Annotated in this window: 19 protein-coding genes; 11 read left to right on the top strand and 8 right to left on the bottom strand. The window is 62.3% G+C overall.

Annotated features, from left to right (window positions below; all coding sequences use genetic code 11):
* Positions 1-23 precede the first annotated feature (23 nt).
* Complete coding sequence (gene greA, locus AB4Z51_RS02975) at positions 24-497, top strand: transcription elongation factor GreA (RefSeq protein ID WP_007596674.1); 474 nt, start codon at positions 24-26, stop codon at positions 495-497.
* A 119-nt stretch (positions 498-616) separates the two neighbouring features.
* Here greA and AB4Z51_RS02970 read toward each other — a convergent pair whose 3' ends face one another.
* Positions 617-1,096 (bottom strand): Lrp/AsnC family transcriptional regulator, encoded by a 480-nt coding sequence (locus tag AB4Z51_RS02970; protein ID WP_028150670.1) that lies wholly within the window; start codon positions 1,094-1,096, stop codon positions 617-619.
* Positions 1,097-1,361: 265 nt separating this feature from the next.
* On the opposite strand from AB4Z51_RS02970, the gene trxB reads away from it, so the two are divergent.
* The 5 genes from trxB to AB4Z51_RS02945 all read left to right on the top strand — a co-directional run bounded on the left by trxB (position 1,362) and on the right by AB4Z51_RS02945 (position 5,355).
* Positions 1,362-2,327, top strand: a complete 966-nt coding sequence (gene trxB / locus AB4Z51_RS02965) for a thioredoxin-disulfide reductase (RefSeq protein ID WP_028150669.1) — start codon at positions 1,362-1,364, stop codon at positions 2,325-2,327.
* 5 nt (positions 2,328-2,332) lie between these two features.
* Entirely contained in the window at positions 2,333-3,256 is a 924-nt protein-coding gene (locus AB4Z51_RS02960) for a LysR family transcriptional regulator (RefSeq protein ID WP_027534296.1), read from the top strand.
* 463 nt (positions 3,257-3,719) lie between these two features.
* The gene (locus AB4Z51_RS02955; RefSeq protein WP_085400417.1) at positions 3,720-4,628 is read left to right on the top strand and encodes a 4-hydroxy-tetrahydrodipicolinate synthase family protein; all 909 of its coding nucleotides are present in this window, start codon (positions 3,720-3,722) and stop codon (positions 4,626-4,628) included.
* 115 nt (positions 4,629-4,743) lie between these two features.
* Positions 4,744-4,914 (top strand): hypothetical protein, encoded by a 171-nt coding sequence (locus AB4Z51_RS02950; RefSeq protein ID WP_161495798.1) that lies wholly within the window; start codon positions 4,744-4,746, stop codon positions 4,912-4,914.
* A 294-nt stretch (positions 4,915-5,208) separates the two neighbouring features.
* A complete protein-coding gene (locus AB4Z51_RS02945; protein WP_014492080.1) occupies positions 5,209-5,355 on the top strand; it encodes a hypothetical protein in 147 nt (48 codons plus the stop codon).
* Positions 5,356-5,430: 75 nt separating this feature from the next.
* On the opposite strand, the gene AB4Z51_RS02940 is transcribed toward AB4Z51_RS02945, so the two are convergent.
* Complete coding sequence (locus AB4Z51_RS02940) at positions 5,431-6,108, bottom strand: ParA family protein (protein ID WP_028150667.1); 678 nt, start codon at positions 6,106-6,108, stop codon at positions 5,431-5,433.
* Between the two features lie 432 nt (positions 6,109-6,540).
* Positions 6,541-6,876 (bottom strand): hypothetical protein, encoded by a 336-nt coding sequence (locus tag AB4Z51_RS02935; RefSeq protein WP_085400415.1) that lies wholly within the window; start codon positions 6,874-6,876, stop codon positions 6,541-6,543.
* A gap of 372 nt (positions 6,877-7,248) precedes the next feature.
* Between AB4Z51_RS02935 and AB4Z51_RS02930 the strand changes: the two genes are divergently transcribed.
* Positions 7,249-8,193 (top strand): AEC family transporter, encoded by a 945-nt coding sequence (locus tag AB4Z51_RS02930; RefSeq protein WP_038932208.1) that lies wholly within the window; start codon positions 7,249-7,251, stop codon positions 8,191-8,193.
* Between the two features lie 20 nt (positions 8,194-8,213).
* Here AB4Z51_RS02930 and AB4Z51_RS02925 read toward each other — a convergent pair whose 3' ends face one another.
* Entirely contained in the window at positions 8,214-8,780 is a 567-nt protein-coding gene (locus AB4Z51_RS02925) for a DUF4126 domain-containing protein (RefSeq protein ID WP_244623203.1), read from the bottom strand.
* 92 nt (positions 8,781-8,872) lie between these two features.
* Here AB4Z51_RS02925 and AB4Z51_RS02920 point away from each other — a divergent pair, with 92 nt between their 5' ends.
* Genes AB4Z51_RS02920 through AB4Z51_RS02905 form a run of 4 tightly spaced genes read left to right on the top strand, consistent with a single transcriptional unit; the run spans position 8,873 to position 10,630 of the window.
* The gene (locus AB4Z51_RS02920) at positions 8,873-9,289 is read left to right on the top strand and encodes an AEC family transporter (protein ID WP_441497024.1); all 417 of its coding nucleotides are present in this window, start codon (positions 8,873-8,875) and stop codon (positions 9,287-9,289) included.
* A gap of 21 nt (positions 9,290-9,310) precedes the next feature.
* On the top strand, positions 9,311-9,715 hold the full coding sequence (locus tag AB4Z51_RS02915) for a nuclear transport factor 2 family protein (RefSeq protein ID WP_085400409.1): 405 nt from the start codon (positions 9,311-9,313) through the stop codon (positions 9,713-9,715).
* A gap of 51 nt (positions 9,716-9,766) precedes the next feature.
* The gene (locus AB4Z51_RS02910; protein ID WP_441497023.1) at positions 9,767-9,955 is read left to right on the top strand and encodes a hypothetical protein; all 189 of its coding nucleotides are present in this window, start codon (positions 9,767-9,769) and stop codon (positions 9,953-9,955) included.
* 27 nt (positions 9,956-9,982) lie between these two features.
* On the top strand, positions 9,983-10,630 hold the full coding sequence (locus AB4Z51_RS02905; RefSeq protein ID WP_441497022.1) for a hypothetical protein: 648 nt from the start codon (positions 9,983-9,985) through the stop codon (positions 10,628-10,630).
* A gap of 170 nt (positions 10,631-10,800) precedes the next feature.
* Here the strand turns inward: AB4Z51_RS02905 and AB4Z51_RS02900 are convergent, their stop codons facing one another.
* The 4 genes from AB4Z51_RS02900 to istA form a co-directional block, all read right to left on the bottom strand.
* On the bottom strand, positions 10,801-11,553 hold the full coding sequence (locus tag AB4Z51_RS02900; protein WP_085400405.1) for a hypothetical protein: 753 nt from the start codon (positions 11,551-11,553) through the stop codon (positions 10,801-10,803).
* Positions 11,550-11,921: a hypothetical protein gene (locus tag AB4Z51_RS02895; protein WP_441497021.1), complete on the bottom strand. Its 372-nt coding sequence runs from the start codon at positions 11,919-11,921 to the stop codon at positions 11,550-11,552. Before AB4Z51_RS02895 ends, AB4Z51_RS02900 begins: the two co-directional genes overlap by 4 nt.
* 304 nt (positions 11,922-12,225) lie before the next feature.
* Complete coding sequence (gene istB / locus AB4Z51_RS02890; RefSeq protein WP_441497020.1) at positions 12,226-12,969, bottom strand: IS21-like element helper ATPase IstB; 744 nt, start codon at positions 12,967-12,969, stop codon at positions 12,226-12,228.
* 11 nt (positions 12,970-12,980) lie between these two features.
* The gene (gene istA / locus AB4Z51_RS02885) at positions 12,981-14,519 is read right to left on the bottom strand and encodes an IS21 family transposase (RefSeq protein WP_441497058.1); all 1,539 of its coding nucleotides are present in this window, start codon (positions 14,517-14,519) and stop codon (positions 12,981-12,983) included.
* Positions 14,520-14,700 lie beyond the last annotated feature (181 nt).

The raw sequence follows: 14,700 nt of genomic DNA, 5'->3' as shown, positions 1-14,700 counted from the left end.
GCGGCCGAAGGACGAGAGAAGAGATGGAAAAGGTTCCGATGACAGCGGGCGGCTTTGCCGCGCTCGGGGAAGAATTGAAGAAGCGCCAGTCCGAGGACCGTCCGCGCATCATCGAGCATATTGCGGAAGCGCGCTCGCACGGCGACCTGTCGGAGAACGCGGAATATCATGCCGCGAAGGAAGAGCAGTCCCACAATGAGGGCCGCATCGCCGAGCTCGAGGACAAGCTCGCGCGCGCCGACATCATCGATATTTCCAAGCTGTCGGGCGACACCATCAAGTTCGGCGCCACCGTGACGCTGGTCGACGAGGATACCGAGAAGAAGACGGTGTGGCAGATCGTCGGCGAGGTCGAGGCCGACGCCAAGAAGGGCCGCATCTCCATCACCTCGCCGCTCGCGCGCGCGCTGATCGGCAAGAAGAAGGGTTCGACGGTCGAGGTCAACGCCCCCGGCGGCGCCAAGGCGTATGAGATCACCAAGGTGGAGTGGCGGTAAGCATTTGCCGCAAGGCGCGATGATATTTCGAAAAGGCCGCGCCCTGCGCGGCCTTTTTGTTTCGGGGTATTGCGAGAGCCGTGTGCCTCTCCCCGCAAGAACCGGGAGAGGGAGAAGGCTTACCTTCTTCCCTTCACATCAAGCGGCACGGCCGCCTCGTATTTCGAATTATGCAGCACCAGCGACGTCCGCACGTTGCGCACATGGGGCGCGGCGGTGAGGTGCGTCACGAAATCCTGGAAGGTGGCCATGTCTGGCGCGACACATTTCAGGATGAAATCGACCTCGCCCGAGAGCATCCAGCATTCCCGCACCAGCGGCTCGGCGCGGACGAACTCCTCAAAGGCACGCAAATCCGCCTCGGCCTGGCTGGACAGGTGCACCGCGGCGAATACGGTGACGTCGAAGCCAAGCTTGCGGGCGTCGAGCAGGCCGCGATAGCCGTGGATATAGCCCTCCTCCTCCAGCGCCCGGACGCGGCGGAGGCAAGGTGGTGGCGAGATGCCGACGCGCTTGGCCAGCTCGACATTCGTGATTCGACCGTCGGCCTGGACCTCGGTGAGAATTTTCAGGTCGATCTCGTCTAGGTTCCGCGACACGTGATTGGAACTCCTGGCCTTTGCGGCTGTATTGGTGGATTTGACGCAATCCTCATAGCCAGTCCGCAGCAATTGCGCAATTTTATTGCGCGTGCAGCGCAATCGACTTTTGTTCCCTGTTGGAAAAATCCGCCGACAGGGAATGCAATTCTTGCATAGCTCACCAGAAGGCTTAGATTAGCTCTGATATTTCAGCGCTTCCGCGACGCCTCCCGGCACGTTCCGCACCCGCGCTGCAGATCCCCCGTGAAAGGCGTCCGTCAAAATGTCTGCCACTGTTCATGCAAAGGTCGTCATTATTGGCTCCGGCCCCGCCGGCTACACGGCGGCGATCTACGCCGCGCGCGCGATGCTCGAGCCGATCCTGATCCAGGGGATCCAGGCGGGCGGCCAGCTCACCATCACCACCGACGTCGAGAACTATCCGGGCTTCGCCGACGTGATCCAGGGCCCCTGGCTGATGGAGCAGATGGAGAAGCAGGCGGTCCATGTCGGCACCAAGATCGTCTCCGACCTGGTCACCAAGCTGGAGACGACGCAGCGGCCGTTCCGCCTCACCTGCGACAGCGGCGACGTCTATCTCGCCGACAGCGTCATCCTCGCCACCGGCGCCCAGGCGCGCTGGCTCGGGCTGCCGTCAGAAACGAAATTCCAGGGCGGCGGCGTCTCGGCCTGCGCCACCTGCGACGGCTTCTTCTACCGCAACAAGGAAGTCGTGGTGGTTGGCGGCGGCAATACCGCGGTCGAGGAAGCCCTGTACCTCACCAACCATGCCTCGCAGGTYACCATCGTGCATCGCCGCGATCACTTCCGCGCCGAACGCATCCTGCAGGAGCGTCTGTTCAAGCACCCGAAGATCAAGGTGGTCTGGGACTCGGCGGTCGACGAGATCTGCGGCACCGAGAACCCGAACAAGGTCACCCATGTGCGACTGAAGAACGTCAAGACCGGCGCACTCACGAACGTGAAGACCGACGGTGTCTTCATCGCCATCGGGCACGCGCCGGCGACCGAGCTCGTGAAGGACCAGGTCAAGCTGAAACGGTCGGGCTATGTCGAGGTTGCCCCGAACTCGACCGCCACCTCGGTGCCCGGCCTGTTCGCCGCCGGCGACGTCGCCGATGAGACCTATCGTCAGGCCGTGACGGCCGCCGGCCTCGGCTGCATGGCAGCTCTCGAAGCCGAACGTTTCCTGGCCCTGCGCGCCAGCGAGCGCGCTGCAGCGGAATAAAGATCATGCCTCGAACACGCGACGGATTTACGGATATGGATTGGGACAAGCTGAAGGTGTTTCACGCGGCGGCGGAAGCGGGCAGCTTCACGCATGCGGGCGAGCAGCTCGGCCTGTCGCAATCGGCGGTGTCCCGCCAAGTGTCGGCGCTGGAGCAGGAGCTCTCGGTCTCGCTGTTCCACCGCCACGCCCGCGGCCTGATCCTCACCGAGCAGGGCGACCTGCTCTTCCGCACCGCGCATGACGTGTTCATGCAGCTGCAGGCGGCGCGCGCCAAGCTGACCGACAGCCGCGAGCGGCCGAGCGGCGATCTCAAGATCACCACCACGCCCGGCGTCGGCATCAACTGGCTGATCCCGCGGCTCGGCGAGTTCACTGCGCTCTATCCGGAGATCCGGATCTCGCTGATCGTCACCGACGAGGAGCTCGACCTGTCGATGCGCGAGGCGGACGTCGCGATCCGCACCCGCAAGCCGACGCAGCCGGATCTCATCCAGCGCAAGCTGTTCGCGATGGGCTTCCACGCCTATTGCTCGCCGGATTACATCAAGCGCTTCGGCACGCCGCGCACGCTCGAGGAGCTCGACTCCCACCGCATCATCACGCTCTCCGACGGCAACTTCGCGCCGCATCTTCAGAACCGTAACTGGCTGGTCGAAGCCGGCCGCAACGGCTCTGGTCCGCGCGAGGCTTATTTCAGAGTGAACAACATCCTCGGCCTCGTCCGCGCCTGTCAGCAGGGCCTCGGCATCGCGGCGCTGCCGGACTATCTGATCGAGGAACAGAGCCGCCTGGTGCAGCTGTTCGGAGAATCGGATTCGATCCAGCTCGACACTTATTTCGTCTATCCCGAGGAGTTGAAGACGGTCGCGCGTGTGCAGGTGTTCCGCGACTTCGTGGTGAGCAAGGCGCAGCGCTGGCCTTCCTGATTTCCGCATGTCTGACATGCGACCTGAACGGTTGCTGCATGGCGCTTGGCAAGCCCATAATGTTTCCACGCTGAGCCTTCGCGTTGCGCATTTGTCCCCCTCCTCCGGTGGCGCGGGAGTTCAGTAATCCCTCTTGGAAGGTGATTGTGTCGGCCTCACGTGGCCAATACCTTAAGCCGGGCTCACTTGAGCCCGGCTTTTTTTCTGTCCCATCGGGTTTCACGTTCCGCGTGTATTGACAGTTCCACGTACACCCCGCATCATTTGCGAATGATCACGAAGTCGTGCGCAATCTCGTTCAAGGCAGTCGCCTCGAAAAAAGGCCCCCATCCGGGGACCTCGGATTTTTGCGCGCGCTAACACAGCTTCGTCATCGCAAGCAAATCCCGAAACCCCGCCGCCTGGACGGGGTTTTTTCATGTGCCCTCCGTCTCAGGTTTTTTTCCCGAGAAGGAGATGGAACATGACCGGTCTACAAGATCATTTGCACGGACTCTGGCTGCCGCTGGTGACGCCGTTTCGCGACGGCGCTCTCGACGAGAGGTCGCTGCGGCGGCTGACGCGACATTACAGCGGGCAGGCCGTCGACGGCTTCATCCTGGGGGCGACCTCAGGCGAAGGCATGACGCTGCGCGAGACCGAGCTCGAGCGCCTCGTCGCCATCGTGCGCGACGAGATGGCGGCGGGGCGCCGCACGCCGCCGATCTGCCTCGGACTGTCGGGCGCGGACACTTCGCGGCTGAAGGAACGCCTCGACGAGACCGCGGACTGGCCGATCGACGGTTATCTGATCGCGAGCCCCTATTATGTGCGGCCCTCGCAGCGCGGGCTCCTGGCTCATTTCGAAGCCCTTGCCGATCACGCGGCGTGGCCGATCGCGCTCTACAACATCCCCTATCGCACCTCGGTCAACATCACCAACCAGACGCTGCTGCGGCTTGCCGAGCATCGGAACATCGTCGGGCTGAAGGATTGCGGCGCGAACCGCGAGCAATCCATCGCGCTCCTGCGCGACAGGCCGAAGGGCTTTCGCGTGCTCACCGGCGAGGACGCGAACTACCTTGAGGCGCTCACCGACGGCGCCGACGGCGGCATCGTGCTGTCCGCCCATGTCGAGACCGCGACGTTTGCCGCCGTGTATGCCGAGGTGAAGCGAGGCAACCACGACGCGGCGCAGGCGCGCTGGCACGAGGTCGCCGAGCTGACGCGCTTGTTGTTCACCGAGCCGAGCCCGGCGCCGGCGAAGTACTGGCTGTGGCGGTGCGGCCTGATCGACAGCCCCGAAGTGCGCCTGCCGATGGTCGAAGTGAGCAGCGAGCTCGCAGCCCAGATCGACCGCGAGATCGAGCGACGGATGAAAGTCGCCGCGTAGCGCCTCCGCTTCCTCTCTTCACACGCACGCCGCCACCCCCTTCTCCCCGTGCGGGAGAGGGAAGGCAGCGTCGTGTCCGCTCGACACCATCTCAATCCGGAAAAGAGATCGACCTATGGACATTCGTCAATGGCGCGATGCGCTGAAGGCGGCATGGGAACGCGTTTCATATGCGAGCGAGTTATCCGACTGGCTGCGGCGCGATATCGGATTGACCGCGGATGAGGTGAAATCGCGCGCGGACTACATCGACGAGATCAGAAGGAAATACAGTGAGTGGGTTTAGCGGCGGCGCGAGCGGGGTGGGGTGATCTCTCCACTCGGGCACTATTCGATGCGGAGAGACTGTCACCCCACCCCGCTAGGCATTTCGCTTCGCGCAATGCCCAGCGACCCTCCCCCTCCAGGGGAGGGTAAGAACGTGCCCCGTGCTTAACCCCGCGCGAACGCGCGCACTGCGCCGGCATGGTTAATCCGTGGTAGCACCTGTGTTCGAATGCGCCCGAAATTGCGACCCGGATTCTTAAAACATCCCGGCTATCACTGGCGCCCATAAGCGAAGAAATCGCGGGGGCGTTTTGTGAATATCCAGAATGAAGTGGCGTCGCATTACGACGCCGGACAGCAGAGCTTTACCACCGAGGACATTCTCTGGGCCGCCGGCATCTGGTCGGTGATCCTGACGCTGTCGCCGGTCATCGTGTTCTACATGCTGATGGTGGCATAACGCGTCTCCACCGGGCCGAAACGCAAAACGCGCGGACTTCCGCGCGCTTTCCGTCCGGGGAATGATTTATGAAAATTATGCCGCCTGCTTGTGCATTGCGCCGGATGCCGACGCCGTGCCGCGAATAGCCTTCACTGAACGCTCGATCGCCGCCCACAGCCTTGCGATYTCCTGGGCCGCACGACTCTCGGCCTGATACTCGCGCGCGCCTTCGCCGTGGCTGAGCGCCATCAGCAAATCCGAACGGTTGGTGATCTGGCCGCCCCACACCGGCGCGCGGAATTTCGCCAGCGCCTCGCGGGCGATGGTAACGATCGGGCTTTCGGACTCGTCGCGGCGCGCCGGCGCACCGTTGAGCACGACCGCGTAGGGCTTGCGCGCCGCGCGGCACATCTGGATGGTTTCCTGCACCGCGTTGACGTCGAACACGCCGGGACGTGCCGGAATGACCACCATGGTCGCGTTCTTGATCGCGTCGTCGACGACGGCCGACAGATTCGGCGGCGTGTCGATCAACACCCATTCATAACCGTCGCGCTTGGCAGCGGAGACGATGCCGCTGACCGAGTTCACCGCAGCCTTGATCGGCGGCTCGTTGGTGCCGCGCAGCTTGTGCCACAGCGTGAGCGAGCCCTGCGGATCCGCGTCCACGAGCATCACCTGCTTGCTCGCCTTGATCTGCGCGGCGAGATGTGCGGCCAGGGTACTCTTGCCCGAGCCGCCTTTACGCGATGCAAAAACAATTACGTTCATACCTCTGGCCTCCAGATTGACCCCAGATCACGAAAATGAATCACCGCGCTGATTCGGGAAAGAAAAATTTACCGGCAGTTGCCTCAGAGCCACGAAATAACAAGACGTGTTGGCTTTTGAGTCACACTGCTTCGCGCGACCAGGATACCAATCGCAACGAAACGCCCTTCACGCCGGCAATCCCACGCTTTTTCGGCAGCAACGCGGGAAAAACGGAATGCAACCTCGCCGCGCAAACCCTCTCGCGACTCTTTTCCGTCGAACGCGCTGGTAATTGTCGCAGGCGTCCGCACGGCGAGGCGAACAAAAGGAGTCCGGAGGCTGGCGCGCAGCTGATGCCGGCAACACACATGCAGGGGACACCGACGCGAAGACGCTTCGCGCTGTTGCCCTGACGCGACGAGCTTCAAAGAAAGAACGCTAGCCCCGCGCTCAGCTTTCGCTGGATTTCTTCTTCTTGGCCGCCTTCTGCGAAGGCTTGGTGCTCTTCTTGGCCGTCGGCTTACCGGCGCGGGCCTCGCCGGGCTCGGGTCCCTGGCGGAAGAACACTTTGCACTGCGGCGAGAGCTGCGATTTCTTCTGGATCATGCAGGCGGTGATGGCATCAACGTTCGGAACGAACTCGCCGCACAGCCGCATCGCGTCCGGCGAGCAGGCCTGCTGCTCCTCCTGCGTGTAGGCGAAGCCGGCGCCGGGATGGACCAGGACGGCGAGCGCAATGCCCGAGATCGCAGCAGCCAAGGATTTTTTGAAACGGAGCGCCGGCATCGATCCCCCCACATGTCGAGTCAGAGCGAATAGTGGGTGAACGGGCGTTCGTTGGCAACGAGGCCTGAAGCGAAAACGGCCACCTGTGCGCTCCGGGCAACAGGCCGGTCGGCCCGGCGCGGTCCCATCCCGGGCACGATGTCGCGCTATCAGGCTAAGYCCTTGGCAGGGCTGGCGAGATCGGGTCCGCGCGCGGCTTCAGCTTCGGTCCAACAAAAAAACGCGAAAACAACCCCATGCACAGTAGCCAGGCCACGGCGGCCAGTTACGGATTTTACGAAATCGATTTGACTCGTCGGGCAAAACAGCGGCATGATGGCATGATCGAGGACGTGGGGTGGTCGTGTGATGTCCCCGTGAGATGAGGGGCGCATGGCCACAGTATTGATCGTCGCGCCGGTGTTCGCCCTGATCGCGGCCGGCTATGCGTCGGTGCTGTTTCGCTTCGTCTCCGAGACCGCGCACAAGGGCATCTCCGAATTCGCCTTCAGCATCGCGATCCCGGCGCTGCTGTTCCGCACCATCGTCGTGTCCGAATTCCCCGATGTCAGCCCCTACCGGATGTGGGGCGCCTATTACGGCGCGCTCGCCATCACCTGGATCGCGGCGCTGGCGCTCTCGGCATGCTTGCGCGAACGGCGCGAGGACCGCGAGGACGGCGTCGTGTTCGCGATCGGCTCGGTCTACGGCAACATCGTGATGCTCGGCATTCCGCTGGTGCTCTCGGCGCTGGGCAACGAGGCCGCGGGGCCGATGTCGCTGATCCTGTCGGTGAACACGCCGTTGCTCTGGCTCTGCGGCATCCTGCAGATGGAGCTTGTCAGCCGCAAGCGGACAGGTTCGGTCCTGTCGGTCATCCGCCCCGTGCTCGCGGATCTCGCGCGCAATCCGCTGATGCTGGCGATCGGCTTTGGCGTGGTCTGGCGCTTTACGGGACTCGGCCTCAACCCCGTCGTCGACCGGACGATCGAGCTGCTTGCACAGGCCGGATCGCCGGCAGCGCTGATCGCGCTCGGCATCAACCTGTTTCGATTTGAGGTCAAAGGCGAGATGCTGAGCGTCGCCGCGATGAGCGCGCTCAAGCTGCTGGCGATGCCGGCGGTGGCGTTCGTGYTGGCAAAACTGCTCGGTTTGCCTCCGGTCGCAGCCGGCGTGATCGTGCTGTTCGCGGCGATGCCGACCGGCGCCAACGCGTACATCTTCGCGGCCCAGTATCAGCGGCTGGTGAACCCGGTGTCGGGGGCGGTGGCGCTGGGGACGCTGCTGGCTGCGGTGACGTTGCCGGTGGTGGTGGTGATCGTGGCGGGGGCGAGGTAGCCGCACGAGCAGTCACGCGGTCATTCCGGTAGATCCGCGCGAGGAGCTGACCTCCGCAAGCGCAGGATCAAACGTATCGCCAGCCAGAGCATCAGAACGACGAGCACGAAGGCGGCAACCGGCGCAGCCAGGGCAAGAAGCGATACGAGGAGTGCACCGCCCAGTTCGGCGGTCGCAACCGTTGAGTTGCCGAGGCCAGCCGTCAGGACCGTCGATTTGGCCCGCACGGCCGCGGTGACGCCATGCACGATGCCGGCCGCGCCGCCGCCCGCGACGATGGCGGCCGTCCATTTCATCATCGGTGGAAGATCTGCCATGGTCGCCGCTGACAGGATGGCTCCGGCGATCACGGCGACAGGCGCGGCGATGACATCGAGCAAATTGTCCACGCCGGGAATGAAATACGCACCAACCTCCAGGAGCGCGGCCACGCCAAGCATGAGCATTGCAGCAGGTGTTCCAAGCCATGCGAAACCGTCGCCCAAAGGAAGCGAACCCGAGTAAGCGGCCACGCTGGCAACCAGCATCGGCAGGAACACCCGGAAGCCCGTCGCGGCCGCAAGACCGACACCGAGCGCAATCGACAACGCGAGATCGGAGTTCGACATGAGATCTCCAACGATTGTTGCGCTCGAATTTCCTCGGAAAGGCCAGACGTGATGCGGCCGAGGTCATTGGGATGCGTACGGCCATCGACGCAGATCGCAATGCGCAATCAGGCTACATCGCCGAGGATGAGCAAACCAAGCCAGAAATGTTGACGCAGCCGATCACTCTGCGCATTTCTYCCGCTTCGAGATCAAAGGCGAGGAGCATCGCAGTGATGGGCGCGCTCAAGCTTCTGGCGACGCCGGCGGCCGCGTTCGTGCTGGCCAAGCTGCTCGGTCTGCCTCCGGTCGCAGCCGGCGTGATCGTGCTGTTCGCAGCGATGCCGACCGGCGCCAACGCGTACATCTTCGCGGCCCAGTATCAGCGGCTGGTGAACCCGGTGTCGGGCGCGGTGGCGCTGGGGACGCTGCTGGCGGCGGTGACGTTGCCGGTGATGGTGGTGGTTTTAATTTTGCCTTTGCACGCAAAGGTAGCTATCCTGCGATGATACCCATAGCAGGAGGCGGATATGGGACATCGCGAGGAAATGCTCGACGTGATCAAGCGCGCTTACGCCGCGCGCGGTGATGGTGACGCGGCAGGCCTGGTGGCCGCTTTTCATCCCGAGGGCCTGTTCAACCTGGTGGGCGACAAAAGCGCACTGCACCTGACAGGAAGTGTGCAGGGGCACGAACCACTGCGTGGCGCCTTCGGTCAATTCATTGACCATTTCGACTTCGAAAAGCGCGAGATCCTGAGCGAATTGGTTGAAGGGAATTGTGCTGCAATACGGTCCCGCCTTGTCATCCGATACCGTCCAAGCGGGAAAGTCTTCAGCACGGAAGTCCTGGACCTCTTCAAATTTCAGGATGGCAAAATCATTGAGCTGATTGAATTCGCGGACACTGCGCAAATCAAGGCCATCGTCTCCTGACGCGCGATGAGACGGGATTGGATCGCGCGTTGAGGAGGGCGTGAGGCCTTCGTGCTCGCAAAGCGCCTGAACTTGCCCCTGCTTGCGGCTGGCGTCGTCGTGCTGTTCGCGGCGCTGCCGACCGGCGCGAACGCGTATATCTTTGCGGTTCAGTATTGGCGGCTGGTGAACCCGGTGTCGGGCACGGTGACGCTGGCGACATTGCTGGCCGCGGATGACGTTGCCGGTGGTTGGTGGTGATCGTTGCGGGGTAAGGATAGCTGAGCGATGAAAGAACTCAGGTCAATCAGTTGCGTAACGCGCAAACAAGCCGAAAGCGCTAGAGAGACGACGCCTTGGAGTCTAACAAATGAAATCCTTTATCGACTCTGTCGCGAACATCCGTATCACACGGACGAGCAAGTAATCTTGGCAAAGCTAAACATCATCGGTCGCGTCTATGCAGCAGCAATAGAGCGGCGCAAGGTCGTCTCGCCCGGTGAGACAAACGACAAATTTTACCTTGAGCGAGTGGCACCCGCGATAATGAAGTCTGGGCTGGACAAGTGGATAAGCCAAGMCAAGTCAGTGGCCCCCTATGGCTCATCTGCGCTTCCAGTGATGCTGGAGATTCATAAGCGCACAACAGACTTATTCGGCCAAATTACCGAACTCAACAAGCGATCTCTCGCCTCAAAATATCTCCACTTCCACGTACCAACTCTTTTCTTCATCTATGATTCTCGTGCGAACCGGGGCATCCGATCACTTTCCTTTCCCGAAAGCGCAGACGAGAAAACACAATACGACTGCGATCCAACTTATAGGGTATTTGTCCTGAAATGCGTCACGCTGAGGTCGTATTGCGAATCTCGCTTTGGGATTAGAATGTCGCCACGAGACCTCGACAATCTGCTCTTAGCAATCAGTCCATAGGGTCGTCCGTTATGGAAGCCCAAGGCGCCAATCCATTAACGTTGCTGACATTCAGCGTCTTTCATTGCGGATCGAGTGCTCGCACTGCTTTGGCATTATGGAGATGCAGTAGGTAGATGCCGTCCGCTATTTCGGCGCAGATGCACTGCCGTTATCCAATCGGACATTTATCAAACTCGCTTCGCTATAATTTCCGAAGCGATCTTGTCCCCGGGTGGCAAAATGAGCGCCGCGCTGCCATCGCTGTCCAATTCGATCTGACGCTCTTCGTGCATCTCGCGAAGAAGCTTCCTAAAGTAGGTATTATTCTTGTAGCCAGTCCAATTCTTCAGTTCTGCGGTCGCGATTTTGCCAGGCGATGTGCAGAGCAACAACAAAATTTGCTCTCGCAAACCCATCTTGGGATCGAGCACGCGCCGCATACCGTCGCCGATCCAAAGCAATGGCATTCGCCGCTCGGCTAATTTATCGACAATATCCTGCGCGTCGAGAATTGAGACATTGTGAAAGACCCTGACCAATTCCGCCATGACCCAAGTGCAGCTAGAAAGGACGAATACTGCATCCATATGATTGGGATCGACATCACCGCCTGCATGCCCCACGCCCCGATTGTTTCGGACCTCAAAGAGCGCAGGCAAAAGTCGCGGGATCAAAATCTGGAAGCTGCGTGGGACCTGGCTATTGTTTTCGAGCAGCTTGCACGCTTGGTCGAAGGCACGCGGTTTCTTCGGCGAAATTGAGTAAATGCCTTTCGCGTAGCCGTCTAAGATCGTGAACACGATCTCGCAAAACTTGCCGCCGCTGAGCTCCGAAGGCGACCATCGATGCTCAGCGAAATTCTGTACGATCGACTGGTACTCGGACAATAACGGTAGACGCAATCCGTCCGGAATCGCTGATAGCGCACTCTGGACGCTCATTCAGCAGGCGCACTTTCAATCGCCTCAAGTCCCTCCGGAGTGATGAAGAATGCCCCTCCTTTCGTCTTCTCACAAAACCCCTTGCTAACATTTTTGTTTAGGCAATCAGCCGAATTGGCCAGTCGCTTTTGATGATTATCCAGCAAAGCCTTTGTGACAACACTCGCAGTGAGCGCCTCAGTCGTACGTCCAGAGAGCCAATAGGCTGTAACGAGAAATCGGCGGACCTGATTCTTCTCAGCCTTCTTTGCCTTTATGTAGCTCGCTAACGAGCCACCAACTTTCGGTGTCGATCCATTCGGATTGGTGTGCGATCCGCTTCCCCCGCCGGTATCCCCGGCGCGAAATGCAGCCGGCTCGGCGGACATTTTGCCAGTCATTGTGAGTGAAATAATTTGGCTTGCGAGCGCTTCTGCGGATTCCGATGATCTCGCCCGGGTGTACCGATTTGATCTCGCCCAGGATTCCGAGATGATCTCGCCCACCCTTCCGATTTGATGTCGCCCGGGGCGCGAGGCGTTCTGGCTGTCTGGTTTCTGGCATCGGCGAAGCCGCGTGGTCAATCTTGAATCGCGGCTCGAAGGACTTGTTTTTTGCTGCTCCTGCTGTGGGCATGTGGGCAACGCCCTTCGCGTTGTCCAAGCGCAGCGGCATGTCCACAGGGCCACGGGCTCAGGCCTTTCGGCCGGGCTTACGGGTTCGCCGCAGGCTCTCGCCGTTGAGATCGATCCGGTGGGCGTTATGGACCAGGCGGTCGAGAACGGCGTCGGCGTAGGTGGGGTCGCCGATCAGCGCGTGCCATTGATCGACGGGAAGCTGGCTGGTGACGATGGTGGAGCGGTGGCCGTAGCGGTCCTCGAGGATCTCCAGGAGGTCGTGGCGGGCCGCGGCGTCGAGCGGCTCGAGGCCCCAGTCGTCGAGGATGAGGAGATCGACGCGGCCGAGCGCGCGCAGCAGGCGGGGGTGGCGGCCGTCACCGCGCGCCAAGGCCAGATCGCTGAACAGTCGCGGGACGCGCTGATAGAGCACGGAGCGATTGTCGCGGCAGGCTTTGTTGCCGAGCGCCGAGGCGAGCCAGCTCTTGCCGACGCCGGACGGGCCACAGATCAAAAGATTGGCGTGGTCGGCGATCCATTGGCCTTCGACCAGCATCGTCAAGAGGCTGCGGTCGAGGCCGCGCGGGGTGCGATAGTCGATGTCCTCGACGCAGGCCTGCTGGCGCAGCTTGGCATATTGAAGCCGCTTCGACAGTCGCTTGTCGCGTCGCAGCGACGCTTCACGTTYGAGCAGGAGCGCAAGCCATTCGGCGTGGCCGAGGCTGGCGGCCTCGCCGCCGGCTTCGATGTCGGCGAAGGCCTTGGCCATGCCGTGAAGGCCGAGCTGATGGAGCTGATCGAGGGTCGGATGGGTGAGCAAGGCGTGATCTCCTAATTGTAGTAGCGCGGCCCGCGGATGTTGGGATGGAGGATCGGCGCGTCGTCCGCGGAGCGCTTGGGTGAAGGACGCCGATCAAGATTGTTGGCGAGGATCGATTTGACCGAACCGTAAGTGCGCGCGCCGATATCGATCGCCCGCATGGCTGCGGCATCGAGCCGCTCTTGCCCGTAGGAGCGGGCCAGCCGGATGATGCCGAGGCAGGCGCGGAAGCCCTGCTCGGGGTGCGTGCGTTCATCCAGGATCAGATCGCACAGCGCCGCGGTGGCCGGCCCGATCGTGGCTGCATCCTTGCGGATGCGCTCGATGGTCCAGCCGGCGTAGCGCCGATGACTGGAGGCCATGTGCTCCGGTACGGTCGTGTGCTTGTGGTTGCCGCTCACGCGTTGATGCGCGGCGATCCGCTCGCCCTTGTGGAAAATCTCCACGGTGCGGGCGGTGAAGCGCACCTCGACCTCGGCGCGGACGAAGCGATGCGGGACGCTGTAGTAATGCGCCTCGACCTCGACGTGATAGTCGATGCTGACCCGGCAGATCCGCCACTCGGCGAACACGTAAGGGCTCTCCRGCAAGACCTTCAGTGCCGGCCGGTCGATCTCCTCCAATAGCTTGCGGCGGGTGACGCCGAGCCGCCGGATCGGCCGCTCCTCGTTGAGCCGGGTCATTAACTCGGCGATCGCCGCGTTGACCTCAGCGAGGCTGTGGAAGATCCGGTGGCGCAGCCGTCCGAGCAGCCAGCGCTCGACCATGAGGACCGCCTGCTCGACCTTGGCCTTGTCCCGTGGCCGTCGTGGCCTGGCCGGCAGAATGGCGGTGCCGTAATGCGCCGCCATATCGGCGTAGCTGCGGTTGATCTGCGGATCGTAGAGGCAGGCCTTGATCACCGCGACCTTGGTGTTGTCCGGCACCAGCAGTGCCGGCACGCCGCCGATCGCCTCGAAGGCGCCGACGTGCCCGCTGATCCAGTCGGCTAGCCCCTGCGTCCAGGTCGCCTGCGCGTAGGTGAAGCTCGATGCGCCGAGCACCGCGACGAAGATCTGCGCAGTGCGCCGTTCGCCGGTGAACCGGTCGATCACCACCGGCACGCCGTCGCCGGCATAGTCGACGAACAGCTTGTCGCCGGCCGCATGCGACTGGCGCATCGTCACCGACAGCCGGCCTTCCCAGGCCCGGTAGAGCTCGCAGAACCGCGAATAGCGATACCCGCCGGSTTCGCCCGCGATGTACTCCTCCCACACAATCGACAGCGTCACGTGCTTGCGCTTGAGCTCGCGATGCACCGCCGCCCAGTCCGGCTCGGCCTGCCGCCGATGGCCCCGCCGGGTGCCCGGACCGGCTCCGGCGTTGGCGAACAGCCGGGCCTCCAGCACCGTGTCGGTGACGTCGTCTGGCAACGGCCAGGTCAGCCCCGCCGCCTCGAACCGGCGGATCGTCAACCGCACCGTCGAAGGGGCCGTGCCGACCCGCCGCGCAATCTCGCGGGTCGGCATCCCGGCCGACTTCAATCTGATCACATCGCGCACATGGCGCATCGCAAACCTCTCCGTCGGCATCCAGGTCCCCCTTCGCAAAGCCGAAAGGCGGGACCGTATCGGAGCCAGAAGAGGCCTCGTCACCCCGGGCGACATCATCCCGGAATGGTGGGCGACATCAAATCGGAACGGTGGGCGAGATCATTCTGGAATGGTGGGCGACATCGAGCGGAATCAGCAC

The sequence above is a fragment of the Bradyrhizobium sp. 2TAF36 genome (assembly GCF_052114925.1).
Classification (GTDB): Bacteria; Pseudomonadota; Alphaproteobacteria; order Rhizobiales; family Xanthobacteraceae; genus Bradyrhizobium; species Bradyrhizobium barranii.
This window is presented reverse-complemented; position numbering and strand designations above follow the sequence as displayed.